Annotated in this window: 16 protein-coding genes and 1 tRNA gene; 13 read left to right on the top strand and 4 right to left on the bottom strand. The window is 69.8% G+C overall.

Features of this window, described 5'->3' with window-relative positions:
* The first annotated feature begins 103 nt into the window (after positions 1 to 103).
* The 5 genes from pth to KIH73_RS00635 all read left to right on the top strand — a co-directional run bounded on the left by pth (position 104) and on the right by KIH73_RS00635 (position 7,414).
* Complete coding sequence (pth, locus tag KIH73_RS00655) at positions 104 to 703, top strand: aminoacyl-tRNA hydrolase (protein WP_219079584.1); 600 nt, start codon at positions 104 to 106, stop codon at positions 701 to 703.
* Positions 693 to 4,262 (top strand): transcription-repair coupling factor, encoded by a 3,570-nt coding sequence (gene mfd, locus KIH73_RS00650; protein ID WP_236022474.1) that lies wholly within the window; start codon positions 693 to 695, stop codon positions 4,260 to 4,262. The genes pth and mfd overlap by 11 nt, the downstream gene beginning before the upstream one ends.
* Before the next feature lie 137 nt (positions 4,263 to 4,399).
* Complete coding sequence (locus KIH73_RS00645; RefSeq protein ID WP_219079583.1) at positions 4,400 to 5,275, top strand: formate/nitrite transporter family protein; 876 nt, start codon at positions 4,400 to 4,402, stop codon at positions 5,273 to 5,275.
* 81 nt (positions 5,276 to 5,356) lie between these two features.
* A complete protein-coding gene (locus KIH73_RS00640) occupies positions 5,357 to 5,866 on the top strand; it encodes a GNAT family N-acetyltransferase (protein WP_219079727.1) in 510 nt (169 codons plus the stop codon).
* Between the two features lie 96 nt (positions 5,867 to 5,962).
* Entirely contained in the window at positions 5,963 to 7,414 is a 1,452-nt protein-coding gene (locus KIH73_RS00635; RefSeq protein ID WP_219079582.1) for a DHA2 family efflux MFS transporter permease subunit, read from the top strand.
* A gap of 170 nt (positions 7,415 to 7,584) precedes the next feature.
* On the opposite strand, the gene KIH73_RS00630 is transcribed toward KIH73_RS00635, so the two are convergent.
* The 3 genes from KIH73_RS00630 to KIH73_RS00620 form a co-directional block, all read right to left on the bottom strand.
* Complete coding sequence (locus KIH73_RS00630; protein ID WP_219079725.1) at positions 7,585 to 8,274, bottom strand: ABC transporter ATP-binding protein; 690 nt, start codon at positions 8,272 to 8,274, stop codon at positions 7,585 to 7,587.
* Positions 8,275 to 8,276: 2 nt separating this feature from the next.
* Complete coding sequence (locus KIH73_RS00625; RefSeq protein WP_219079581.1) at positions 8,277 to 9,251, bottom strand: ABC transporter substrate-binding protein; 975 nt, start codon at positions 9,249 to 9,251, stop codon at positions 8,277 to 8,279.
* 172 nt (positions 9,252 to 9,423) lie between these two features.
* Complete coding sequence (locus KIH73_RS00620) at positions 9,424 to 10,200, bottom strand: ABC transporter permease (protein ID WP_219079580.1); 777 nt, start codon at positions 10,198 to 10,200, stop codon at positions 9,424 to 9,426.
* Positions 10,201 to 10,477: 277 nt separating this feature from the next.
* On the opposite strand from KIH73_RS00620, the gene eno reads away from it, so the two are divergent.
* From eno to KIH73_RS00580, 8 genes are all read left to right on the top strand, one after another.
* Positions 10,478 to 11,770 carry a phosphopyruvate hydratase gene (gene eno / locus KIH73_RS00615; RefSeq protein ID WP_219079579.1) on the top strand — a complete coding sequence of 431 codons (1,293 nt, stop codon included), beginning with the start codon at positions 10,478 to 10,480 and terminating at the stop codon, positions 11,768 to 11,770.
* 94 nt (positions 11,771 to 11,864) lie between these two features.
* On the top strand, positions 11,865 to 12,368 hold the full coding sequence (locus tag KIH73_RS00610; protein WP_219079578.1) for an FtsB family cell division protein: 504 nt from the start codon (positions 11,865 to 11,867) through the stop codon (positions 12,366 to 12,368).
* A complete protein-coding gene (locus KIH73_RS00605; RefSeq protein ID WP_338023911.1) occupies positions 12,355 to 12,930 on the top strand; it encodes a DUF501 domain-containing protein in 576 nt (191 codons plus the stop codon). The genes KIH73_RS00610 and KIH73_RS00605 overlap by 14 nt, the downstream gene beginning before the upstream one ends.
* A gap of 62 nt (positions 12,931 to 12,992) precedes the next feature.
* Positions 12,993 to 13,988: a Ppx/GppA phosphatase family protein gene (locus tag KIH73_RS00600; protein ID WP_219079577.1), complete on the top strand. Its 996-nt coding sequence runs from the start codon at positions 12,993 to 12,995 to the stop codon at positions 13,986 to 13,988.
* A gap of 140 nt (positions 13,989 to 14,128) precedes the next feature.
* Positions 14,129 to 14,210: transfer RNA gene (locus KIH73_RS00595), tRNA-Leu, on the top strand.
* Positions 14,211 to 14,338: 128 nt separating this feature from the next.
* Positions 14,339 to 15,814, top strand: a complete 1,476-nt coding sequence (locus tag KIH73_RS00590) for an L-serine ammonia-lyase (RefSeq protein WP_219079576.1) — start codon at positions 14,339 to 14,341, stop codon at positions 15,812 to 15,814.
* Between the two features lie 72 nt (positions 15,815 to 15,886).
* A complete protein-coding gene (locus tag KIH73_RS00585) occupies positions 15,887 to 16,291 on the top strand; it encodes an FKBP-type peptidyl-prolyl cis-trans isomerase (RefSeq protein WP_219079575.1) in 405 nt (134 codons plus the stop codon).
* 123 nt (positions 16,292 to 16,414) lie between these two features.
* Positions 16,415 to 16,894 carry a GreA/GreB family elongation factor gene (locus KIH73_RS00580; protein WP_219079574.1) on the top strand — a complete coding sequence of 160 codons (480 nt, stop codon included), beginning with the start codon at positions 16,415 to 16,417 and terminating at the stop codon, positions 16,892 to 16,894.
* Between the two features lie 158 nt (positions 16,895 to 17,052).
* Here KIH73_RS00580 and trhA read toward each other — a convergent pair whose 3' ends face one another.
* Complete coding sequence (gene trhA / locus KIH73_RS00575; protein ID WP_219079573.1) at positions 17,053 to 17,940, bottom strand: PAQR family membrane homeostasis protein TrhA; 888 nt, start codon at positions 17,938 to 17,940, stop codon at positions 17,053 to 17,055.
* Between the last annotated feature and the right edge of the window lie 57 nt (positions 17,941 to 17,997).

The raw sequence follows: 17,997 nt of genomic DNA, 5'->3' as shown, positions 1-17,997 counted from the left end.
CGCATGCGCGACGCCCGGAGCGCGGGCGCGCGGCAGAGCGGGCGGACGAGAGCGGGACGGGCGAACGACGCCCGGAAGCACAAGGCAACAGGAAGAGGACGAGATGGCATCGAATTTCTGGCTGGTCGTGGGACTGGGCAATCCGGGCAGGAAGTACGAAGACACGCGCCACAACATGGGCTTCATGACGGCGGACGTGCTCGCCGAACGCTGGTCGGTGGCCTTCTCCGACCACAAGGGCCTGGCCCTGCTCGGCAAGGGCGCGATGAACCTGGAGGGTCGCAGCGTCAAGTTCTTCCTCGCCAAGCCGCTCACCTACATGAACGACTCGGGCAACGCCGTCGCCTCGATCAGCGCGTACTACCAGATCGAGCCCGACCACGTCGTGGTCATCCACGACGACATGGACCTCGACTTCGGCCGCATCAAGGTCAAGTCGGGCGGCTCCGCCGGCGGGCACAACGGCATCAAGTCGATCGACAAGTCGCTCGGCACGCCGAAGTACGCGCGCGTGCGCATGGGCGTCGGCCACGCGCGCCGCGGCGCGAACGCGCACGACAACACCGTCAACTGGGTGCTCGGCGGCTTCGGGCCGGACCAGCGCAAGCGGCTGCCCGAGTTCCTCGCCGACGGCGCCGACGCCGCCGAATCGATCATCTTCCACGGGCTCGCCAAGACGCAGGAGCGGTTCAATGGCCGCTGAACGCGAACGCCGCATCGACGCGACGATGAACCAGCTGGTCGAGGGCTCGCTGTCCGGCCTGCTGGCCGCGCTCGACCGTGACCCGGGCTTCCACGCCCTGGCGGCGGACGACTTCGCACGCCCGGAGGGCCTGGCGGACCCCGCCATCGAGGTCGGCGCCCCCGAGGGCATCCGGCCGGCGCTGGCCGCGGCGGTCGCCGGGCGCGCGCCGGTGGTCTACCTGGTCGCCTCGGGCCGCGAGGCGGAGGAGACCGTCAACGCGCTGCGCTCCTGGTACGACGGCGATCCCGGCGACATCGCCCAGCTGGAGGCCTGGGAGACGCTGCCGCACGAACGCCTCTCGCCGCGCGCCGACACCGTGGCCGGCCGCATGGCGGTGTTCCGCCGGCTGCGCCATCCGAAGCCGGGCGACCCGATGTTCGGCCCGATCCGCATCCTGGTGATGCCGGTGCGTTCGCTGATCCAGCCGGTGGTGGCCGGGCTCGGCGACGTCGAGCCGCTGGTGTTCGCCCGCGGCGGGGAGCTGGCCCTGGACGACGCGGCCGCGCGGCTCGTGGAGAACTCGTACACGCGCGTCGACCTGGTGATGGACCGCGGCGAGTTCGCGGTGCGCGGCGGGCTGCTCGACGTGTTCCCGCCGACGGCGCCCCACCCGGTGCGCATCGAGTTCTTCGGCGACGAGATCGACACGATCCGCGAGTTCCACGCCTCCGACCAGCGCACCTACGGCGACGGGCTGGAGTCGATCTGGGCGACGCCCTGCCGCGAGGTGCAGCTCACCGAGGCCGTCCGCGACCGCGCGCGCAGCCTGGTCGGCCAGATCCCCAACGCCGAGGACATGCTCGAATCGATCGCCAACGCCATCCCGGTGGAGGGCATGGAGTCCCTGCTGCCGGCGCTGGTGGACGACATGGAGCCGGTCTCGGGCATGCTGCCGCGGCATGCGGTGGTGATGCTGTCCGATCCGGAGAAGCTGCGCCGCGCCGCGGACGACCTGATGAAGACCGCGAACGAGTTCCTGGCGGCCAGCTGGCACGTCGCCGCGTCCGGCCACGGCGCGGGCGCCCCGATCAGCTTCGACCAGGCGAGCTTCCTCGACTTCGACGAGACCGTCGCCGCGCTGACCTACGCGGACTTCGACGTGTGGCGGCTCACCAGCTTCAGCGTGGACGCCACCCGGCCCGGGCACGTCATGCTCGACGCACACGCCCCGGCCGAGTACCGCGGCGACGAGGGGCGCGCGGCCAGCGGCATCGAGGGGCTGCTGGACGCCGGGATGCAGGTCACCCTCACCGCTGCGGCCCACGGCACGCTGGCCCGCCTCAAACGCGCGATCAACGAGACCGGCATCACCCGGTTCGACGTCGTCCGCTCGCAGGCCGTCGACGGCTTCGTCGACGCGGCCGCCGGCGTCGCGCTGCTCACCGAACGCGACCTGACCGGCCGCACCAGCGCCGCCGGGCAGGCCAGGACGCCGAAGCGGCGGCGCAAGGCCATCGACCTGATGGAGCTCAAGGCCGGCGACTACGTGGTGCATGAGCAGCACGGCATCGGCCGGTTCATCGAGATGCGCCAGCGCAGCGTCGGCGCCGGCGCCAACCGCACGACCCGCGAGTACCTGGTCATCGAATACGCGCCGAGCAAGCGCGGCGTCCCGCCGGACAAGCTGTTCATCCCCACCGACCAGCTCGACCAGGTGAGCAAGTACATCGGCGCGGACGCCCCGAAGCTCAACAAGCTCGGCGGTTCGGACTGGGCGGCCACCAAGGCCAAGGCGCGCAAGCACGTCCACGAGATCGCCGAGGACCTGGTCCGGCTGTACTCGGCGCGCCAGCGCACGCCGGGCTTCGCGTTCAGCCCGGACACCCCGTGGCAGAAGGAGTTGGAGGACGCGTTCCCCTACCAGGAGACCGCGGACCAGCTCACCACCATCGACGAGGTCAAGGCCGACATGGAGAAGCCGGTGCCGATGGACCGCCTGATCTGCGGCGACGTCGGCTTCGGCAAGACCGAGATCGCGGTGCGCGCCGCGTTCAAGGCGGTGCAGGACTCCAAGCAGGTGGCCGTGCTCGCGCCGACCACGCTGCTCGTCCAGCAGCATTTCGAGACGTTCTCCGAGCGCTACGAGGGCTTCCCGGTCACGGTCAGGGCGATGAGCCGCTTCCAGAGCGCCAAGGAGATCGATCAAACCGTCAAGGGGCTCGAGGACGGCACCGTCGACGTGGTGATCGGCACGCACAAGCTGCTCAACCCGAAGATCAGGTTCAAGGACCTCGGCCTGGTCATCATCGACGAGGAGCAGCGCTTCGGCGTCGAGCACAAGGAGACGCTCAAGGCGCTGCGCACCAACGTCGACGTGCTCTCGCTGTCCGCGACGCCGATCCCGCGCACGCTGGAGATGGCCGTCACCGGCATCCGCGAGATGTCCACGCTCGCCACGCCGCCCGAGGACCGACTGCCGGTGCTCACCTACGTCGGCGCCTACGAGGACGCGCAGGTCACGGCGGCGATCCGGCGCGAGCTGCTGCGCGGCGGCCAGGTGTTCTACGTGCACAATCGCGTCGCCGACATCGCCGGCACGGCCGCGAGGATCAAGGAGCTGGTGCCCGAGGCCAAGGTGGCCACCGCCCACGGCAAGATGGGCGAGAAGCAGCTCGACCAGATCATCCACGACTTCTGGCACCGCGACATCAACGTGCTCGTGTGCACGACGATCATCGAGACCGGTCTGGACATCTCGAACGCGAACACGCTGATCGTCGACCACGCCGATCGCTTCGGCCTCAGCCAGCTGCACCAGCTGCGCGGCCGCGTCGGCCGCGGCCGGGAGCGCGCCTACGCGTACTTCCTGTACGACCCGAGCAAGCCGATGACGCAGCAGTCGCACGACCGCCTGGCCACGATCGCGCAGAACACCGCGCTCGGTTCCGGCTTCGACGTGGCGATGAAGGACCTCGAGCTGCGCGGCACCGGCAACCTGCTGGGCGACGAGCAGTCCGGGCACATCGAGGGCGTCGGCTTCGACCTGTACGTGCGCATGGTCTCCGAGGCCGTCGAGGCCTACAAGGAGCCGGAACGCGCCGAGCCGGTGGCGGTCAGCATCGACCTGCCGATCGAGGCGTCGATTCCGGTGGACTACATCGACTCCGACAAGCTGCGCCTCGAGGCGTACCGCAAGCTCGCCGCCGCGCGCAGCGAGCAGGATCTGGAGGACCTGCGCGAGGAGCTCGCCGACCGCTACGGCAACCCGCCGATCGAGTTCGCCACGCTGTTCGCCGTGGCGCGGCTGCGCAACAAGGCGCGGGCCCTGGGCATCAGCGAGATCATCGCCCAGGGCAACCGCGTGCGCGTCGCGAAGATCGAGCCGTCCGAATCGGTGCAGATGCGCATCGCCCGCATCTACAAGGGCGTGCAGTATCGGCCCGTCACCAAGACCTACCTGATTCCGACCCCGTTCGCCGGCTCCTTCGGCTCCGGGCCGATGGGCTCGGACGAGGTGGTGGCCTGGACCGACCGGCTGCTCGACGACCTGGCCTGGACGCCCCAGCCGCGCCGGTGAGCGCGTTCCGCGCGGCGGTCGCGTTCGGGGGCGGCGGTCGGGTATGCGTCCCGCGTCGTGTCGGCGGGCGTGGTCTGGGTAGTATGGAGTCTCGCACGGGGGCTCCCGTGCGAGACTCCGACCAGGAAGGGACTTCGATGTCGCACCCCAACCCGGCGCCCCAGCCGCCGGCCCCCATCCCCGCCGTGCACGTCAACGCGCTGAACTCCGCCGAGACCGAGGAGGCCGTCGAGAGCGCGGGTGTGAGCAAGACCAAGCAGAGCAAGTCCGTCACCTTCATCCTGGCCATGTTCGCGGGCGTGTTCATCGGCTTCGGCGCGCTGTTCTACCTCATCGTCACCTGCGATCCCGCGATGACGTGGGGCCCCAAGCGCTTCGTCGGCGGCCTGGCCTTCTGCATGGGCCTGGTGCTGGTGCTGTGCTGCGGCGCCGAGCTGTTCACCGGCAACTCGCTGATGGCCTCGAACCTCGCCGCGCGCCGCATCTCGCTGCCAGCGCTGGTGCGCAACTGGGTGATCGTCTGGTTCGGCAACCTCGCCGGCGCGCTGCTGCTCGTGGCGCTGATCGCCGGCGCCGGCACGATGGGCCTGAACGACGGCCTGGTGGGCGACGCGGCCGTCGCCACCGCCGTCTCCAAGGTCACGCTCGCCCCGGGCACGCTGTTCGTCCGCGGTGTGCTGTGCAACATCCTGGTGTGCCTCGCCGTGCGCATCGGCTTCGCCGCGCGCTCCGTGGCGGACAAGGTGCTCGGCGTCCTGCTGCCGATCTCCGGCTTCGTGGCGATGGGGTTCGAGCACTGCGTGGCCAACATGTTCTTCATCCCGGTGGGCTTGGCCGCCAAGGCGATGGGCTACGGCGCCGGCGTGGACGGCGTCGCCTCGTTGAGCGTGCAGGGAGCGCTATACAATATCGGTGTCGCGACCCTGGGCAACATCGTCGGCGGCGCCGTGGTGGTGGCGCTGGCCTACTGGTACGTCAACAACCACAAGCCGTCGAGGAGGCCGCGCGGATAGGAGGAGAGGATGGGCCCAATGGACGAATCGGCCGGCACGGGGATGCGATCGCGGGGCGAGGAGGGGCCCGGAACCGGCACGATGCGCATCCGACGGGCCGACCCCCGCGACATTCCGCAGATCGACGTGCTGCTCCGCGAAGTGCTCGACGTGCACCACGCCGGACGCCCGGACCTGTTCAAACCGGCCGCCGCCAAATACACCGACGACCAGTTGCGGACGATGATCGCCGATGACGCCATGCCGATCTTCGTCGCCGTCGAACCCGGCGCCGGATCCATCGCCGACGGCGACCCCGGGAACGCCGATCGTCTGCTGGGATACGCCTTCTGCCAGTTCCAACGGCATGTCGACGACAACATCCTCACCGACATCCTCACGCTGTACATCGACGACCTGTGCGTCGACGAGTCGCAGCGCGGACGCCACGTCGGCACCGCGCTGTACCGCCACGTCCTCGGCTTCGCCAAGGCGGCCGGATGCCACAACGTCACGCTGAACGTGTGGGCGTGCAACGAGGCGGCGATGGGCTTCTACGAGCGATGCGGCCTGAAGCCGCAGAAGATCGGCATGGAGACGGTCCTGCGGTGACGCCCGCGTGCGGCGCGCGACATACCCGTCTTTTCACGTAACATTCCTGCAATACAAGAACTCCCCGTACCGTACACAGAAAGTGAGGAGTTCCGAGTGAACCAACCAAACCCCAACACGCCGTCGGACGGCGGCAAACGGGCCGTGGCGCCCAAACTCATCGTCGTCGTGGTCTCGCTTGCCATCCTGACGTTTCTCGGCGTCCTTTCGGAGACGTCGCTGAACATCGCCTACTCCGTGCTGATGGAGGAGTTCTCGATCTCCGCATCGGTGGTGCAGTGGCTGACCACCGGCTATCTGCTGCTGCTCGCCGTGGCCATCCCCAGCTCGCCGTTCCTCGTCCGCCGCTTCCCGACGAAGGCGCTGTTCGTGGCCGCCGTCGCCATCTTCACGGCTGGCACGGCGCTCGGCGCGCTCGCCGTGAACTTTCCGATGCTGCTGGCGGCGCGCCTGGTCATGGCTCTGGGCACCGGCATCTCGCTGCCGCTGCTGACGACGATCATCCTGGAGAAGGCGCCGCTCGAGCAGCGCGGCATGATGCTCGGCCTGGTCAGCCTGGTCACCTGCGCGGCGCCGGCCATCGGCCCGGTGTTCGGCGGCGTGGTGATGGAGTACCTCGACTGGCACTGGATCTTCTACACGATGCTGCCGTTCCTCGTGCTCTCCTTCCTGCTGGGCGTGGGCACGGTGCCGGACATCCGCAAGGGCGAGCGCGCCGTGATCAGCGTGCCGTCGCTGCTGCTGGTCGCCGTCGGCCTGGCGGCGCTGATCATCGCGGTGAGCTTCTTCGGCGAATGGGGCGGCGACTGGCGCGTCTGGGCGACGCTGCTGGTCTGCGTCATCGCGCTGGCCGCGTTCGTGCGGCTGCAGCTGTCGCTGGAGCATCCGCTGGTCGAGGTGCGCACCTTCACCTATCCGGGGTTCAGCCTGGGCATCGTGATCCTGTTCATGAGCCAGGGCAGCGTGCTCGGCCTCAACTTCCTGCTGCCGATCCTGCTGCAGCGCGGCTTCGGGCAGACCAGCATGGTCGCCGCGCTGATCCTGCTGCCGGGCGCCATCGTCGGCGCGGTGTCGGCCCCGCTGATCGGCAGCGCGCTCAAGCAGCACTATCCGCCGAAGTTCATCATCTTCGGCTTCGCCGGCATGGCCGTGATGGACGTGCTGCTCATCACGCTGTCGGGCAACGAGTGGGCCGTGGCGGTGCTGTACACGCTGTTCATGGGCTGCGCCGGCTTCGTGCTGGTGCCCGACCAGACGCATGCGCTGAACCAGCTGCCCGCGCGGCTGAACGCCGACGGCTCGGCCGTGCTCAACACGCTGCAGCAGACGGCCGGCGCGATCGGCACCGCGGTCGCGAGCACGCTGATCACCGCGTTCAGCACGTCCGCGCAGTCCGCCGGCATGGATTGGCGGTCCTCGTATCTCAAGGCGTTCCCCGAGTCGATGACGGCGTTCGTCGGCATGTCGGTGGCCGGTTTCGTCCTCGCGTTGGCGATGGCGAAGTTCTCCACGCGTCGCGCTCCCGAGCTCGTCGAGGTCGAGTCCTGACCGCCGGATCCGATACGGGCCGCCCGGCGGCGCGGCCGTCCGGCGTGACCGCCTGATGCGGCCGTCCGCGGCCTGTCTATACGGCACGGGGCTTCCCGGACCATACCGATCCGGGAAGCCCCGTTTTCCGTATGCGTCGCCGCAGTTCGCCGCCGCCGGCGAGGCCCGGTTCAGCGCAGCGCCGCGCGCAGCCGGCGTTCCGTCTCGGCGTGCCCGGCCGGCAGCCCCTCGTCGTCCAGCGTGCCGCGGTCGATGTCGAACGTCGTGTCGATGACGCCGTCGCGCAGCACGAGGATGTGGTCCGACAGGCGCACGGCCTCGGCGATGTCGTGGGTGACCATCAGCGTCGCCCAGCCGTTGTCGGCCTGCAGCCGCGCCAGCAGGTCCTGCATGTCCAGCCGCGTCAGCGCGTCGAGCGCGCCGAACGGCTCGTCCAGCAGGAGCAGACGCGGGCGCCGCACGATCGCGCGGGCCAGCGAGGCGCGCTGGGCCTGGCCTCCCGACAGCTCGGCCGGCCAGGCCTCGGCGTGGTCGGCCAGCCCGACCCGCTCCAGCGCCCGCATCGCCAGCGCCCGGCGTTCCGCGCGCCGTCCGGGCATGCCCAGCGTGACGTTGTCCCACAGTCGGATCCACGGCACCAGACGCGCGTCCTGGAAGCCGAAGGCCATGTCGCCGTCGGTCTCGACCGTGCCGGACCGCGGTCGCAGCAGGCCCGCCGCCACGCGCAGCAGCGTGGACTTGCCGCAGCCCGAGCGGCCGATCAGCGACGTGAACTCGCCGTCGCGGATCGACAGGTCGACGCCCCGCAGCACGTCGACGCCGTCGAAACCGACCTTGATATCATGCAGCGCGATGCCCATCGTCACTCGCTGCAGTCCATGACGTGGCCGGCGAGGTCGGGCACGGCGTCGATGAACCCGAAGTCGACGTACTGCGCGGCCTGCCGCTCGAGCATGTCCAGGCCGTTCTGGTCGATCGGCAGGATCTCGGGGACGTCGAACTTCGCCACCTGGTCGATGATGTCCTCGGAGGCGCCGAACTCGCGGTAGGCGTCGGTGATGATCTCGGGGTGTTCCTGCGCCTTGTCGGACTCCTCGACCAGCGCGCGGTACATGGCCCTGACCAGGTCGGGGTGCTCCTGCGCGAAGGACTGCGCGACGATGTGGATGGAGACGTTGAGGTTGCCGTACTCCTCGGCGTTGACGAGCAGCCTGGCGCCCGGCGTGGTCATCGCGGAGGCGAGGTTCTGGTCGAAGGTCGCGATGGCGTCGACCTGCCCGGAGCCGAACGCCGCGCTGAAGTTGCTCGGGCTCATCTCCACCTCGGTGACCTGCGAGGCGTCGAGCCCGGCGTTGGCGAAGGCCTGGTGGACGATGTAGTCGCCGGTCGCGCCCTTGGCGTCGATGGCGATGGTCCTGCCGTACAGGTCCTCCAGCGATTCGACGCCGCTGCCCGGCGCCGCGACGATGCCCTGGGAGTCGCCGTCGTAGTACTCGATGGCGAACGCGGTCCACGGCTGGTCCTGGGCGATCAGGTTGATGAACGAGCCGGTGCCGGTCGAGGTGGCGTCGGCGTTGCCCGACTGGATCGCGGTGCGCGCGTCGGCGGGGTTGTACGTGCCGGTGAATTCGACCGTGGCCGGCGCGAGCTCGTCCTGCGCGAACCGTTCGTTCTTCAGTGTGGTCAGGTAGTTGGCGGTCGACAGGTACGCCACGCGCATGGTGTCGGTTCCGGTCGCGGCGTCGTCCCGCGGCGCGCAGGCGGCGAGCGGGGCGACCAGGGCGAGTGCGCCGATCAGGGCGAGGGGGCGGAGGATGGTATGGGTGTTCCGGGGCATGCCGGTTCCTTTCGTTGTGGTCGTGGATGTGATGATGGGTGCGTCCGCGGGCGGGCGCCGCCGTTTCCGCGCGTCGCGGCCGTGGACGGTCAAGGCCGCGCGGAAGGCGGGCCGCGGGCGGACGCGGCTCTCGGATGGGGCGCGTCGGCGGCGTGCGTCCTCGGCCGCGCCCTCAGCGCCGCGCGTGCTGCCAGGGCAGAGCCGCGCGTTCCAGCAGTGCCACGATGGTCTCCGACAGCAGGCCGAGCACCGCGTAGATGACGATGCACAGCACGGTCTGGTCGGTGCGGGAGAACTGCTGCGAGCGCGAGAGGATGTAGCCCAGTCCGGTCGAGGAGTTGACGGTTTCGCAGGTCACCAGCGCGATCCACGCGACGGTGAGCGCGAAGCGCAGGCCTGTCATGAACCCGGGAAGCGCCCCGGGCAGCAGCACGCGCAGGAACAGGGTCCGGCGGTCGAAGCGGTACGCCCGCGCCAGTTCGAGCAGCCTGGGGTCGAGGCGACGCACGCCGTCGCGCAGGTTGACATAGATCAGGCCGAACACGCCGACCGCGATGAGCCCGATCTTCATCGTCTCGCCGATGCCGAACGCGATGATGAACAGCGGGGAGAGCGCCGGGAACGGCACCGCCCGCAGCATGTGGATCGGCTTGTCGATGACGGCCATGCCCAGACGGGAGGCCCCGGCGAGCAGTCCGGCCGGCACGGCCAGGACGACGCCCATCGCCAGCCCGGAGGCGACGCGCAGCAGGCTGACGCCGATCGAGGGCCACAGCAGGCCTTCGGCGTCCAGGTCGATCCATGCGCCGACGACCTCGCCGGGCGAGGGGAGGGGCCGCGTATCCGGCGGCGTGAGCGTGGCGAGATACCACCACAGCAACAGGACGAGCGTCGACGCCCACGCGGCCGGGACGGCCGGGATGCGACGGCGCACGGCATGCTCGTGCATGATGACATTCCCTTCGATAGTGCTAGCTACATCAGGTTCGACGAGTGTGATCTCAGCCCAGCCGCCGGCTTTCGGCGCGGTCGCGTCCTCCAGCGTGTTTCAGGATTCGGCCCGGGCACCCCGTGTCGCGCACCATTGTGGGCCCACGCCATGGACAATCCCTCGGCGCGGTGTGGTGTGAGCGCTAACACGACATGCCGTTGCAATTCACGGCGAACGTCCATCAAACCCACTATTCTTGGCAGTGTCATCACAACCCAACGTGTAAGGAGTAGTTGTGGCAGTTATTGAAAGCGTGTACGCGCGTCAGATTCTCGACTCCCGTGGCAACCCGACCGTCGAGGTCGTCCTGGACACCGAGGACGGCGCCCAGGGTCTGGGCCTGGTGCCGTCCGGCGCCTCCACCGGCGAGGCCGAGGCCTGGGAGCGCCGCGACGGCGACAAGTCCGTCTATCAGGGCAAGGGCGTGCTCAACGCCGTCAAGGCCGTGAACGAGGAGATCGCCCCGAAGGTCATCGGCATGGACGCCTCCGACCAGCGCGCTCTCGACGATGTCATGATCGAGCTCGACGGCACCCCGAACAAGGGCCGTCTGGGCGCCAACGCCATCCTCGGCGTCTCGCTGGCCGCCCTGTACGCCTCGGCCGAGTCCGCGGGCATGCCGCTGTACCGCTACATCGGCGGCACTAACGGCCACATCCTGCCGGTGCCGAACATGAACATCATGAACGGCGGCGCCCACGCCGACTTCGCCACCGACATCCAGGAGTACATGATCTCCCCGTACGGCTTCGAGACCTACTCCGAGGCCCTGCGCGCCGGCGTCGAGGTCTACCACACCCTGAAGAACGTCCTGAAGAAGGAGGGCCTGAACACCGGCCTCGGCGACGAGGGCGGCTTCGCGCCGAAGATGAAGTCCAACGAGGACTCCATCAAGTACATCATGGACGCCATCTCCGCCGCCGGCTACGAGCCGGGCAAGCAGATCGGCATCTCGCTCGACGTCGCCTCCTCCGAGTTCTACAACAAGGAGACCGGCAAGTACCGCTTCGACGGCGAGGAGCGCGAGTCCGCCTACATGCTGGACTACTACGAGAAGCTCGTCAACGAGTACCCGATCGTCTCCATCGAGGATCCGTTCCAGGAGGAGGGCTGGGAGGACTGGGCCGCCATCACCGCCCGCCTCGGCGACCGCCTGCAGTTCGTCGGCGACGACCTGCTCGTGACCAACCCGAAGCGTCTGGCCAAGGGCATCGAGCTGGGCGCCGCGAACTCGCTGCTGGTCAAGCTCAACCAGATCGGCACCGTGACCGAGACCCTCGACGCCATCGAGCTGGCCACCAAGAACGGCTTCACCTCCATGGTGTCGCACCGCTCCGGCGAGACCCCGGACACCACGATCTCCGATCTGGCCGTCGCCAAGAACACCGGCCAGATCAAGACCGGCGCCCCGGCTCGCGGCGAGCGCATCGCCAAGTACAACCGCCTGCTCGAGATCGAGGAGGAGCTCGGCTCCACCGCCCAGTACGCGGGCTACAGCGCCTTCAAGGCCTGCAAGAAGTACATGTGATCGCCGATCCGGCCCTGACCGGCCGGTGAGAGGCGCACAGGCTTCGTGAACCCGCCGCGTTCGCTCGTCGAATGCGGCGGGTATTTTCATGACTATGAGCACATCGACCCGAGCGAACAGGCCGCGCGGCGGCAAGGCCAGGCGGAGCGGCAACACCGGGCCGATCTCGTTCTTCATCTCGCTGTTCATCGTGGCGCTGGGCGCCATCCAGCTGGTCTCCACGTTCCACACCTATGCGATGGACCTCGCCGACCTCAACAGCCTCAAGCGCGAGGAGGCGTCGCTGCAGGAGCGCAAGCAGGACCTGGAGAACGAGATCGCGCGGTGGGACGACGACGCCTACGTCACGGCGCAGGCGCGCGAACGCCTCGGCTTCGTGTTCCCCGGCGAGCAGGCCGTGCGCGTCATGCACCCCGAGGCCGTGACCGGCGACGACGGGGCGGACGACGCGGCGGACCAGTCCTCGGACCCGTCCGGCAGCACGCTGCCGTGGTACGAGGAGCTCGACTATCTGTTCGGGCGGGCGGACCGGAGCGACGACTCGGACGCCGCGGCCACGACCAACGACACGACAGGAGACACCAGTGGACAGGAATGACGATCTGAACGCCCTCGCGACGCGGCTGGTCGACCGATGCCTCGCGCAGCCGGCCGACGAGCGCGACATCGCCGTCGTGGAGCGCCAGCTGGGACGGTACCCGCGCGGCATGGTCGCGGTCGGCGCGCGCTGCGTGTGCGGCAGGCCGCTCGCCGTCGTCACCCGGCCGCTGCTGCCGGGCGGCATCCCGTTCCCGACCACCTGCTACCTGACCGGCCCGCAGGCGGTCAAGGCGGCGTCGCACGCGGAGGCGGCCGGCGCGATGTACGAGTACAACGACCGGCTCGCCGCCGACGAGGAGCTGCGCCGGGCCTACGAGCAGGCCCATGCGCTGTACCTCGCATTCCGCCACGAGCTGGCCGTGCGGCTGGGCGACGACGAGGAGCACATCGCCGGCATCAGCGCCGGCGGGATGCCGACCCGCGTGAAGTGCCTGCACGCCCTGCTGGCCCAGACCCTGGTCATGGGCCCCGGAGCCAACCCGATCGGCGACATGGCGCTGGAGCGCATCGCCGACGAGTTCAGCCCGACGGTCTGCCGCTGCGCCGTCGACGACGAGTGACGCGGCGGGCGTCCATATCGCGCATACGTTCCATGCTGATGCATACGGGAGAAGGAGGACCAATGGAATCGGTGGTGGTCGCCGGCATCGACTGCGGCACGAACTCGATCAGGCTCAAGGTGGCGCGCGTCGACGGGCACGGCATGCATGAGGTCGTGCCGCGGGTGCTGCGCGTCATCCGGCTGGGGCAGGACGTCGACAAGACCCATCGCTTCGCCGACGAGGCCCTGGAGCGCGCCCGCGCCGCGGTCGCCGAGTTCGCGGGGATCCTGGCCGGGCACCGGGTCGACGGCATCCGCTTCGTCGCCACCTCGGCGACCCGCGACGCCGAGAACCGCGAGGAGTTCGAGTCCATGGTCGAGGAGCTGCTCGGCGTGCGCCCCGAGGTGATCCCCGGCACCGAGGAGGCCGACCTGAGCTTCCTGGGCGCCACCAGCGTGGTCGAACGCGACCTGGCGGCGCCGTATGTGGTGGTCGACCTGGGCGGCGGCTCCACCGAGATGGTGCTGGGCGGCGACGGCGTGGACGCTCCGGCCACCCAGGTGCAGGCCGCGTTCTCGATGGACGTCGGCTCGGTGCGCATGACCGAGCGCCACCTGCTGTCCGACCCGCCGGCCGACGCCGAGATCGAGGCGGCGGTCAGGGACGTCGACGCGCATATCGACGAGGCGTTCGCGCATGTGCCGGCCGGCAGGGCCCGCACGATCATCGGCGTCTCCGGCACCGTGACCACGATGACCGCGCTGGCGATGGGACTCAAGGAATATGACCACCGGCTGGTCGACGGCGTGCGCGTCCCGCTGCGGGACGCCTACGCGGTCAACGACCGGTTCCTGCGCATGACGCGCGAGGAGCGGCGCACGTACAGGACCATCCACCCGGGCCGCATCGACGTGGTCGGCGGCGGCGCCGTCGTGTGGAGCCGTGTGCTGGCCCGCATCAGCGAGGCGGCGCGCGAGGACCACGGCACGCCGATCGACTCGTTCGTCGCCAGCGAGCACGGGCTGCTCGACGGCATCGTGCTCGACTTCGGGCGCCGGCTGCTCGCCGGCCGCTGAGCGCGTCCCGCGGCGCGCCGCGGCCCTTCCGGCCGACCCGCGTGGCATAATACGGTGAAGGTCGCATCGCATGCGGCGTCACGGTGCCGCCGCGTGCACGGCATGCGGGCCCGTGCCATGCCCGCATGCGTCCGGCCCCTGCCCCCGTGGCGAAATGGTATACGCAGCCGACTTAAAATCGGCCGCTTCGGCTTGTGGGTTCGAGTCCCACCGGGGGCACCACCGCGGCCCCGTCCCGTATCATCGGAACGGGGCCGTTCGCATCGGCGCCCGGCATCGCCCGCAGGGGCGCCGGGCGTGAACCGAACCGGCGGCCCGGATCCGCCGCACCGCACACCAAGGAGCGTCCGATGTTCAGCATGCTCGATATGTTCTCGATCGGCGTGGGGCCGAGCTCGTCGCACACCGTCGGCCCGATGCGCGCGGCTCGCGCGTTCGTCGTCTCGCTGCGCGACCGCGGCCTGCTCGACCGCGTCGCGCGCGTGCGGGTGACGCTGTACGGCTCCTTGTCGCTGACCGGCCTGGGCCACGGCACCGACCGCGCCGCCGTCGCCGGACTGGAGGGGGAGCTGCCCGACACCGTCGACACCGACCACCTGCTGCACATCCACGAGGAATGCGACCGGTCGGGGCGGCTGCGCCTGGCGGGCGAGCGCGACATCGCCTTCGACTACGCGCGCGACGTGGTCTTCGACCAGTGGCGCCGGTTCGTCGCCCACCCCAACGGCATGCGCTTCGAGTCCTTCGACGCCGACGGCCTCGCCGTCGACGAACAGGTGTGGTACTCGATCGGCGGCGGGTTCATCCGCGAGGGCCGCCCCGAGGACCGCCTGGTCGGCAACCACGACCACACGTTCGACGAGACGGCGGACGGGGGAGGCGCGGACACCGCGGAGCCGGACGCCTCCGAGACGCAAGGGGCCGGCGCCGTGCCCTACCCCTTCGCCTCCTGCGACGAGCTCATCGCCGTCTGCCGGCGCGAGGGGCTTGCGATCGCCGACGTCGTCTGGGCCAACGAGACCGCCATGCGCCCCGCCGATCAGGTGCGCGCCCGGCTGCTCGAGGTGTGGCGGGTGATGCGCGAATGCGTCGGCAACGGGTGCACCAGCGACGAGGCTGTGCTGCCGGGCGGCCTTGACGTGCCCCGGCGCGCGCCGCGGATGTACGCGCGCCTGGCGACGAACGGCGACGTGCTCAGGCGCGACGCCGGGCGCGTCGACGCGGTGCTCGAGTCCTCCGACGCGGCGTGGGTGGACCTGTTCGCCCTTGCCGTCAGCGAGGAGAACGCCGGCGGCCGCCGCATCGTCACCGCGCCGACGAACGGCTCGGCCGGCATCATCCCCGCGGTGCTGCTGTACTACTGGCATTTCGTGGACGTGGCCGACGAGGAGGGCGTGATCCGCTTCCTGCTGACCGCCGGCGCGATCGGCTACCTGTTCAAGCGCAACGCCTCGATCTCGGGCGCCGAGGTCGGCTGCCAGGGCGAGGTGGGCGTGGCCTGCTCGATGGCCGCCGCCGGCCTGGCCGCCGTGCTCGGGGGCACCCCGGAGCAGGTGGAGAACGCCGCGGAGATCGGCATCGAGCACAACCTCGGCCTGACCTGCGACCCGGTGGGCGGGCTGGTGCAGATCCCGTGCATCGAGCGCAACGCGATGGGCGCGAACACGGCGATCAACGCGGTGCGCATGGCCATGCTCGGCGACGGCTCGCACATCGTCAGCCTCGACCAGGCCATCCGCACGATGAAGCAGACCGGCGAGGACATGATGTCGAAGTACAAGGAGACCTCGCGCGGCGGCCTGGCCGTCAACGTCGTGGAATGCTGAGCGGGAAACGCATGGTTCCGCCGCCGCGATGGTGCTAATCTATGAGACATTGTGTACGTGAAGGAGGTCACGATGGCAGACATGCCCAAGGTCAACGCTGAGTTCGGCGCCACGCCGACGTTCGAGTTCCCCGACGGCGAGGCCCCGAAGGGTCTCAAGGTCGTCGAGCTCGTCGAGGGCGACGGTCCGATGGTGCGCCGCGGCGACACCGTCACCGTGAACTACCACGGTGTGGTGTGGGGCGGGACCGACCCGTTCGATTCGAGCTTCGCCCGCCACCAGCCGGCCAGCTTCGGCATCGGCGTCGGGCAGGTGATCAAGGGCTGGGACCAGACCGTGCCCGGCCACAACGTCGGCTCCCGGCTGCTGGTCTCGATCCCGCCGGAGTACGGCTACGGCTCCCGCGGCGTGCCGCAGGCGGGCATCGGCGGCGGCGACACGCTCGTGTTCGTCATCGACATCATCTCCACCCGCTGAACGGACGCGGGGGAGGGATCGCGCCGGCCATCCCCGGCGCTTTTTCGTTGCAGGCAATCCGCGCGCGTGGGCGCGCCGCACCAGAACGGGCCCGACCGGGCCGCAATCCTACAAGGAGGAACCATGACCGAGGAAAAGACGATCCTGCTCACGCAGGAGGCGTACGACAAGCTCAAGGAGGAACTGACGTGGCGCGAGGGCGAGTACCGTGACGAGATCACGGAGCGCATCGCCGCGGCCCGCGCCGAGGGCGACCTGTCCGAGAACGGCGGCTACCAGGCCGCGCGCGAGGAGCAGGGCAAGAACGAGGGGCGCATCAACGAGCTGACCGTCAAGCTGCGCAACGCGAAGATCCTGGAGGCGCCGAAGGCCGGCCTCGTCGGCAACGGCTCCGTCGTGACCCTGGACATGGCCGGCCGCGAGATGGTGGTCGTGCTCGGCTCGCGCGACATCGCCGTGGCGACCGACTACGACGTCATCAGCCCGGAGTCCCCGATCGGCGCGGCCGTCATGGGCGCCCACGCCGGCGACACCGTGAGCTACAAGGCCCCCAACGGCCGCGAGATCTCGGTGACGGTCAAGGACGCCAAGCCGCTGGAGTAGCAGGCGGCCGGCGCGCGATCCGGCCTCGGCCCCATGCCGGGTGCGGGCGCGCTGCCGGGACTTTAAGACGGGAACGGCCCGCCCCGCGATGCACGCGGGGCGGGCCGTGCGCATTGTCATCGGTCCGCATCATCGGCCGTGACGGCCGGAATCATGGATCACTGCCACAGGTTGACGATGACCATGTAGATCGCCACCATCTGGCACGCGTAGCCGGCGACGGTGCCGCAGTGGAAGATCTCGTGGAACCCGAACACGCGCGGCCATGGGTCCGGCCTGCGCAGCATGTACACGATGGCGCCGGCGATGTAGCAGGCGCCGCCGGCGGCCAGCAGGACGACGACGGCGGGACCGGCGTACGGCGAGACCCAGAACAGGCGCATGAACGCGACGCCCGAGACGCCGAAGACGATGTAGGTGACGGTGTACAGCCACCGGGGCGCGTTGATCCACACGACGTGGATGACCATCGCCACGGCGGTGCACGCCCACATGCCGCCGATGATCGCGTTGCGCCAGAACGGCTCCAGCGCGAACGAGACGGGCGTGTACGTGCCGGCGATGAGCAGGAAGATGTTGAGGTGGTCGATGCGGCGCAGCACGTCGGTGACGCGGGGCGACCAGTCGCCCAGGTGGTAGGCCGCGGAGTTCGAGAACAGCACGAGCGAGCAGACCATGAACACCGCGCACGCCCACTTCAGGCCGGCGCCCCGGGCCAGGCAGATCAGCACGATGCCGGCGGCCAGCGACAGCGGCGCGGCGACCAGGTGGATCCATCCGCGCATCGCCGGCTTCGGGCGGCCGTGCACGTCGAGGCGGATCCGGCGCTCGATCTCGGCGGGCGTGACGCCCTCGACCCTGGCCGCATGCGCCTCGCCCTTGGCGATGGCCCGGGCGGCCTTGGCGTCGGCCTTGCGCCGGATGTTGTCGGCCTTGTTCCGGGCCTTGACGCGCACCGCGTCGGCCTTGGCCCGCAGCGCCCGCTCGCGGGCCTGCGCCACGGCGGCGCGCCTGCGTTCGATCTCCTCGTCCGTGTGTCGGTTCATACGACCTCCGATGTTGTGGTTACGCAACCGTAACCTACGATATCGTAGCTTGTGGAT

The organism is Bifidobacterium phasiani, assembly GCF_019331775.1.
GTDB lineage: Bacteria > Actinomycetota > Actinomycetes > Actinomycetales > Bifidobacteriaceae > Bifidobacterium > Bifidobacterium phasiani.
The sequence above is the reverse complement of the archived record's forward strand: the minus strand, read 5'-3'. Positions and strand labels throughout refer to the sequence as shown.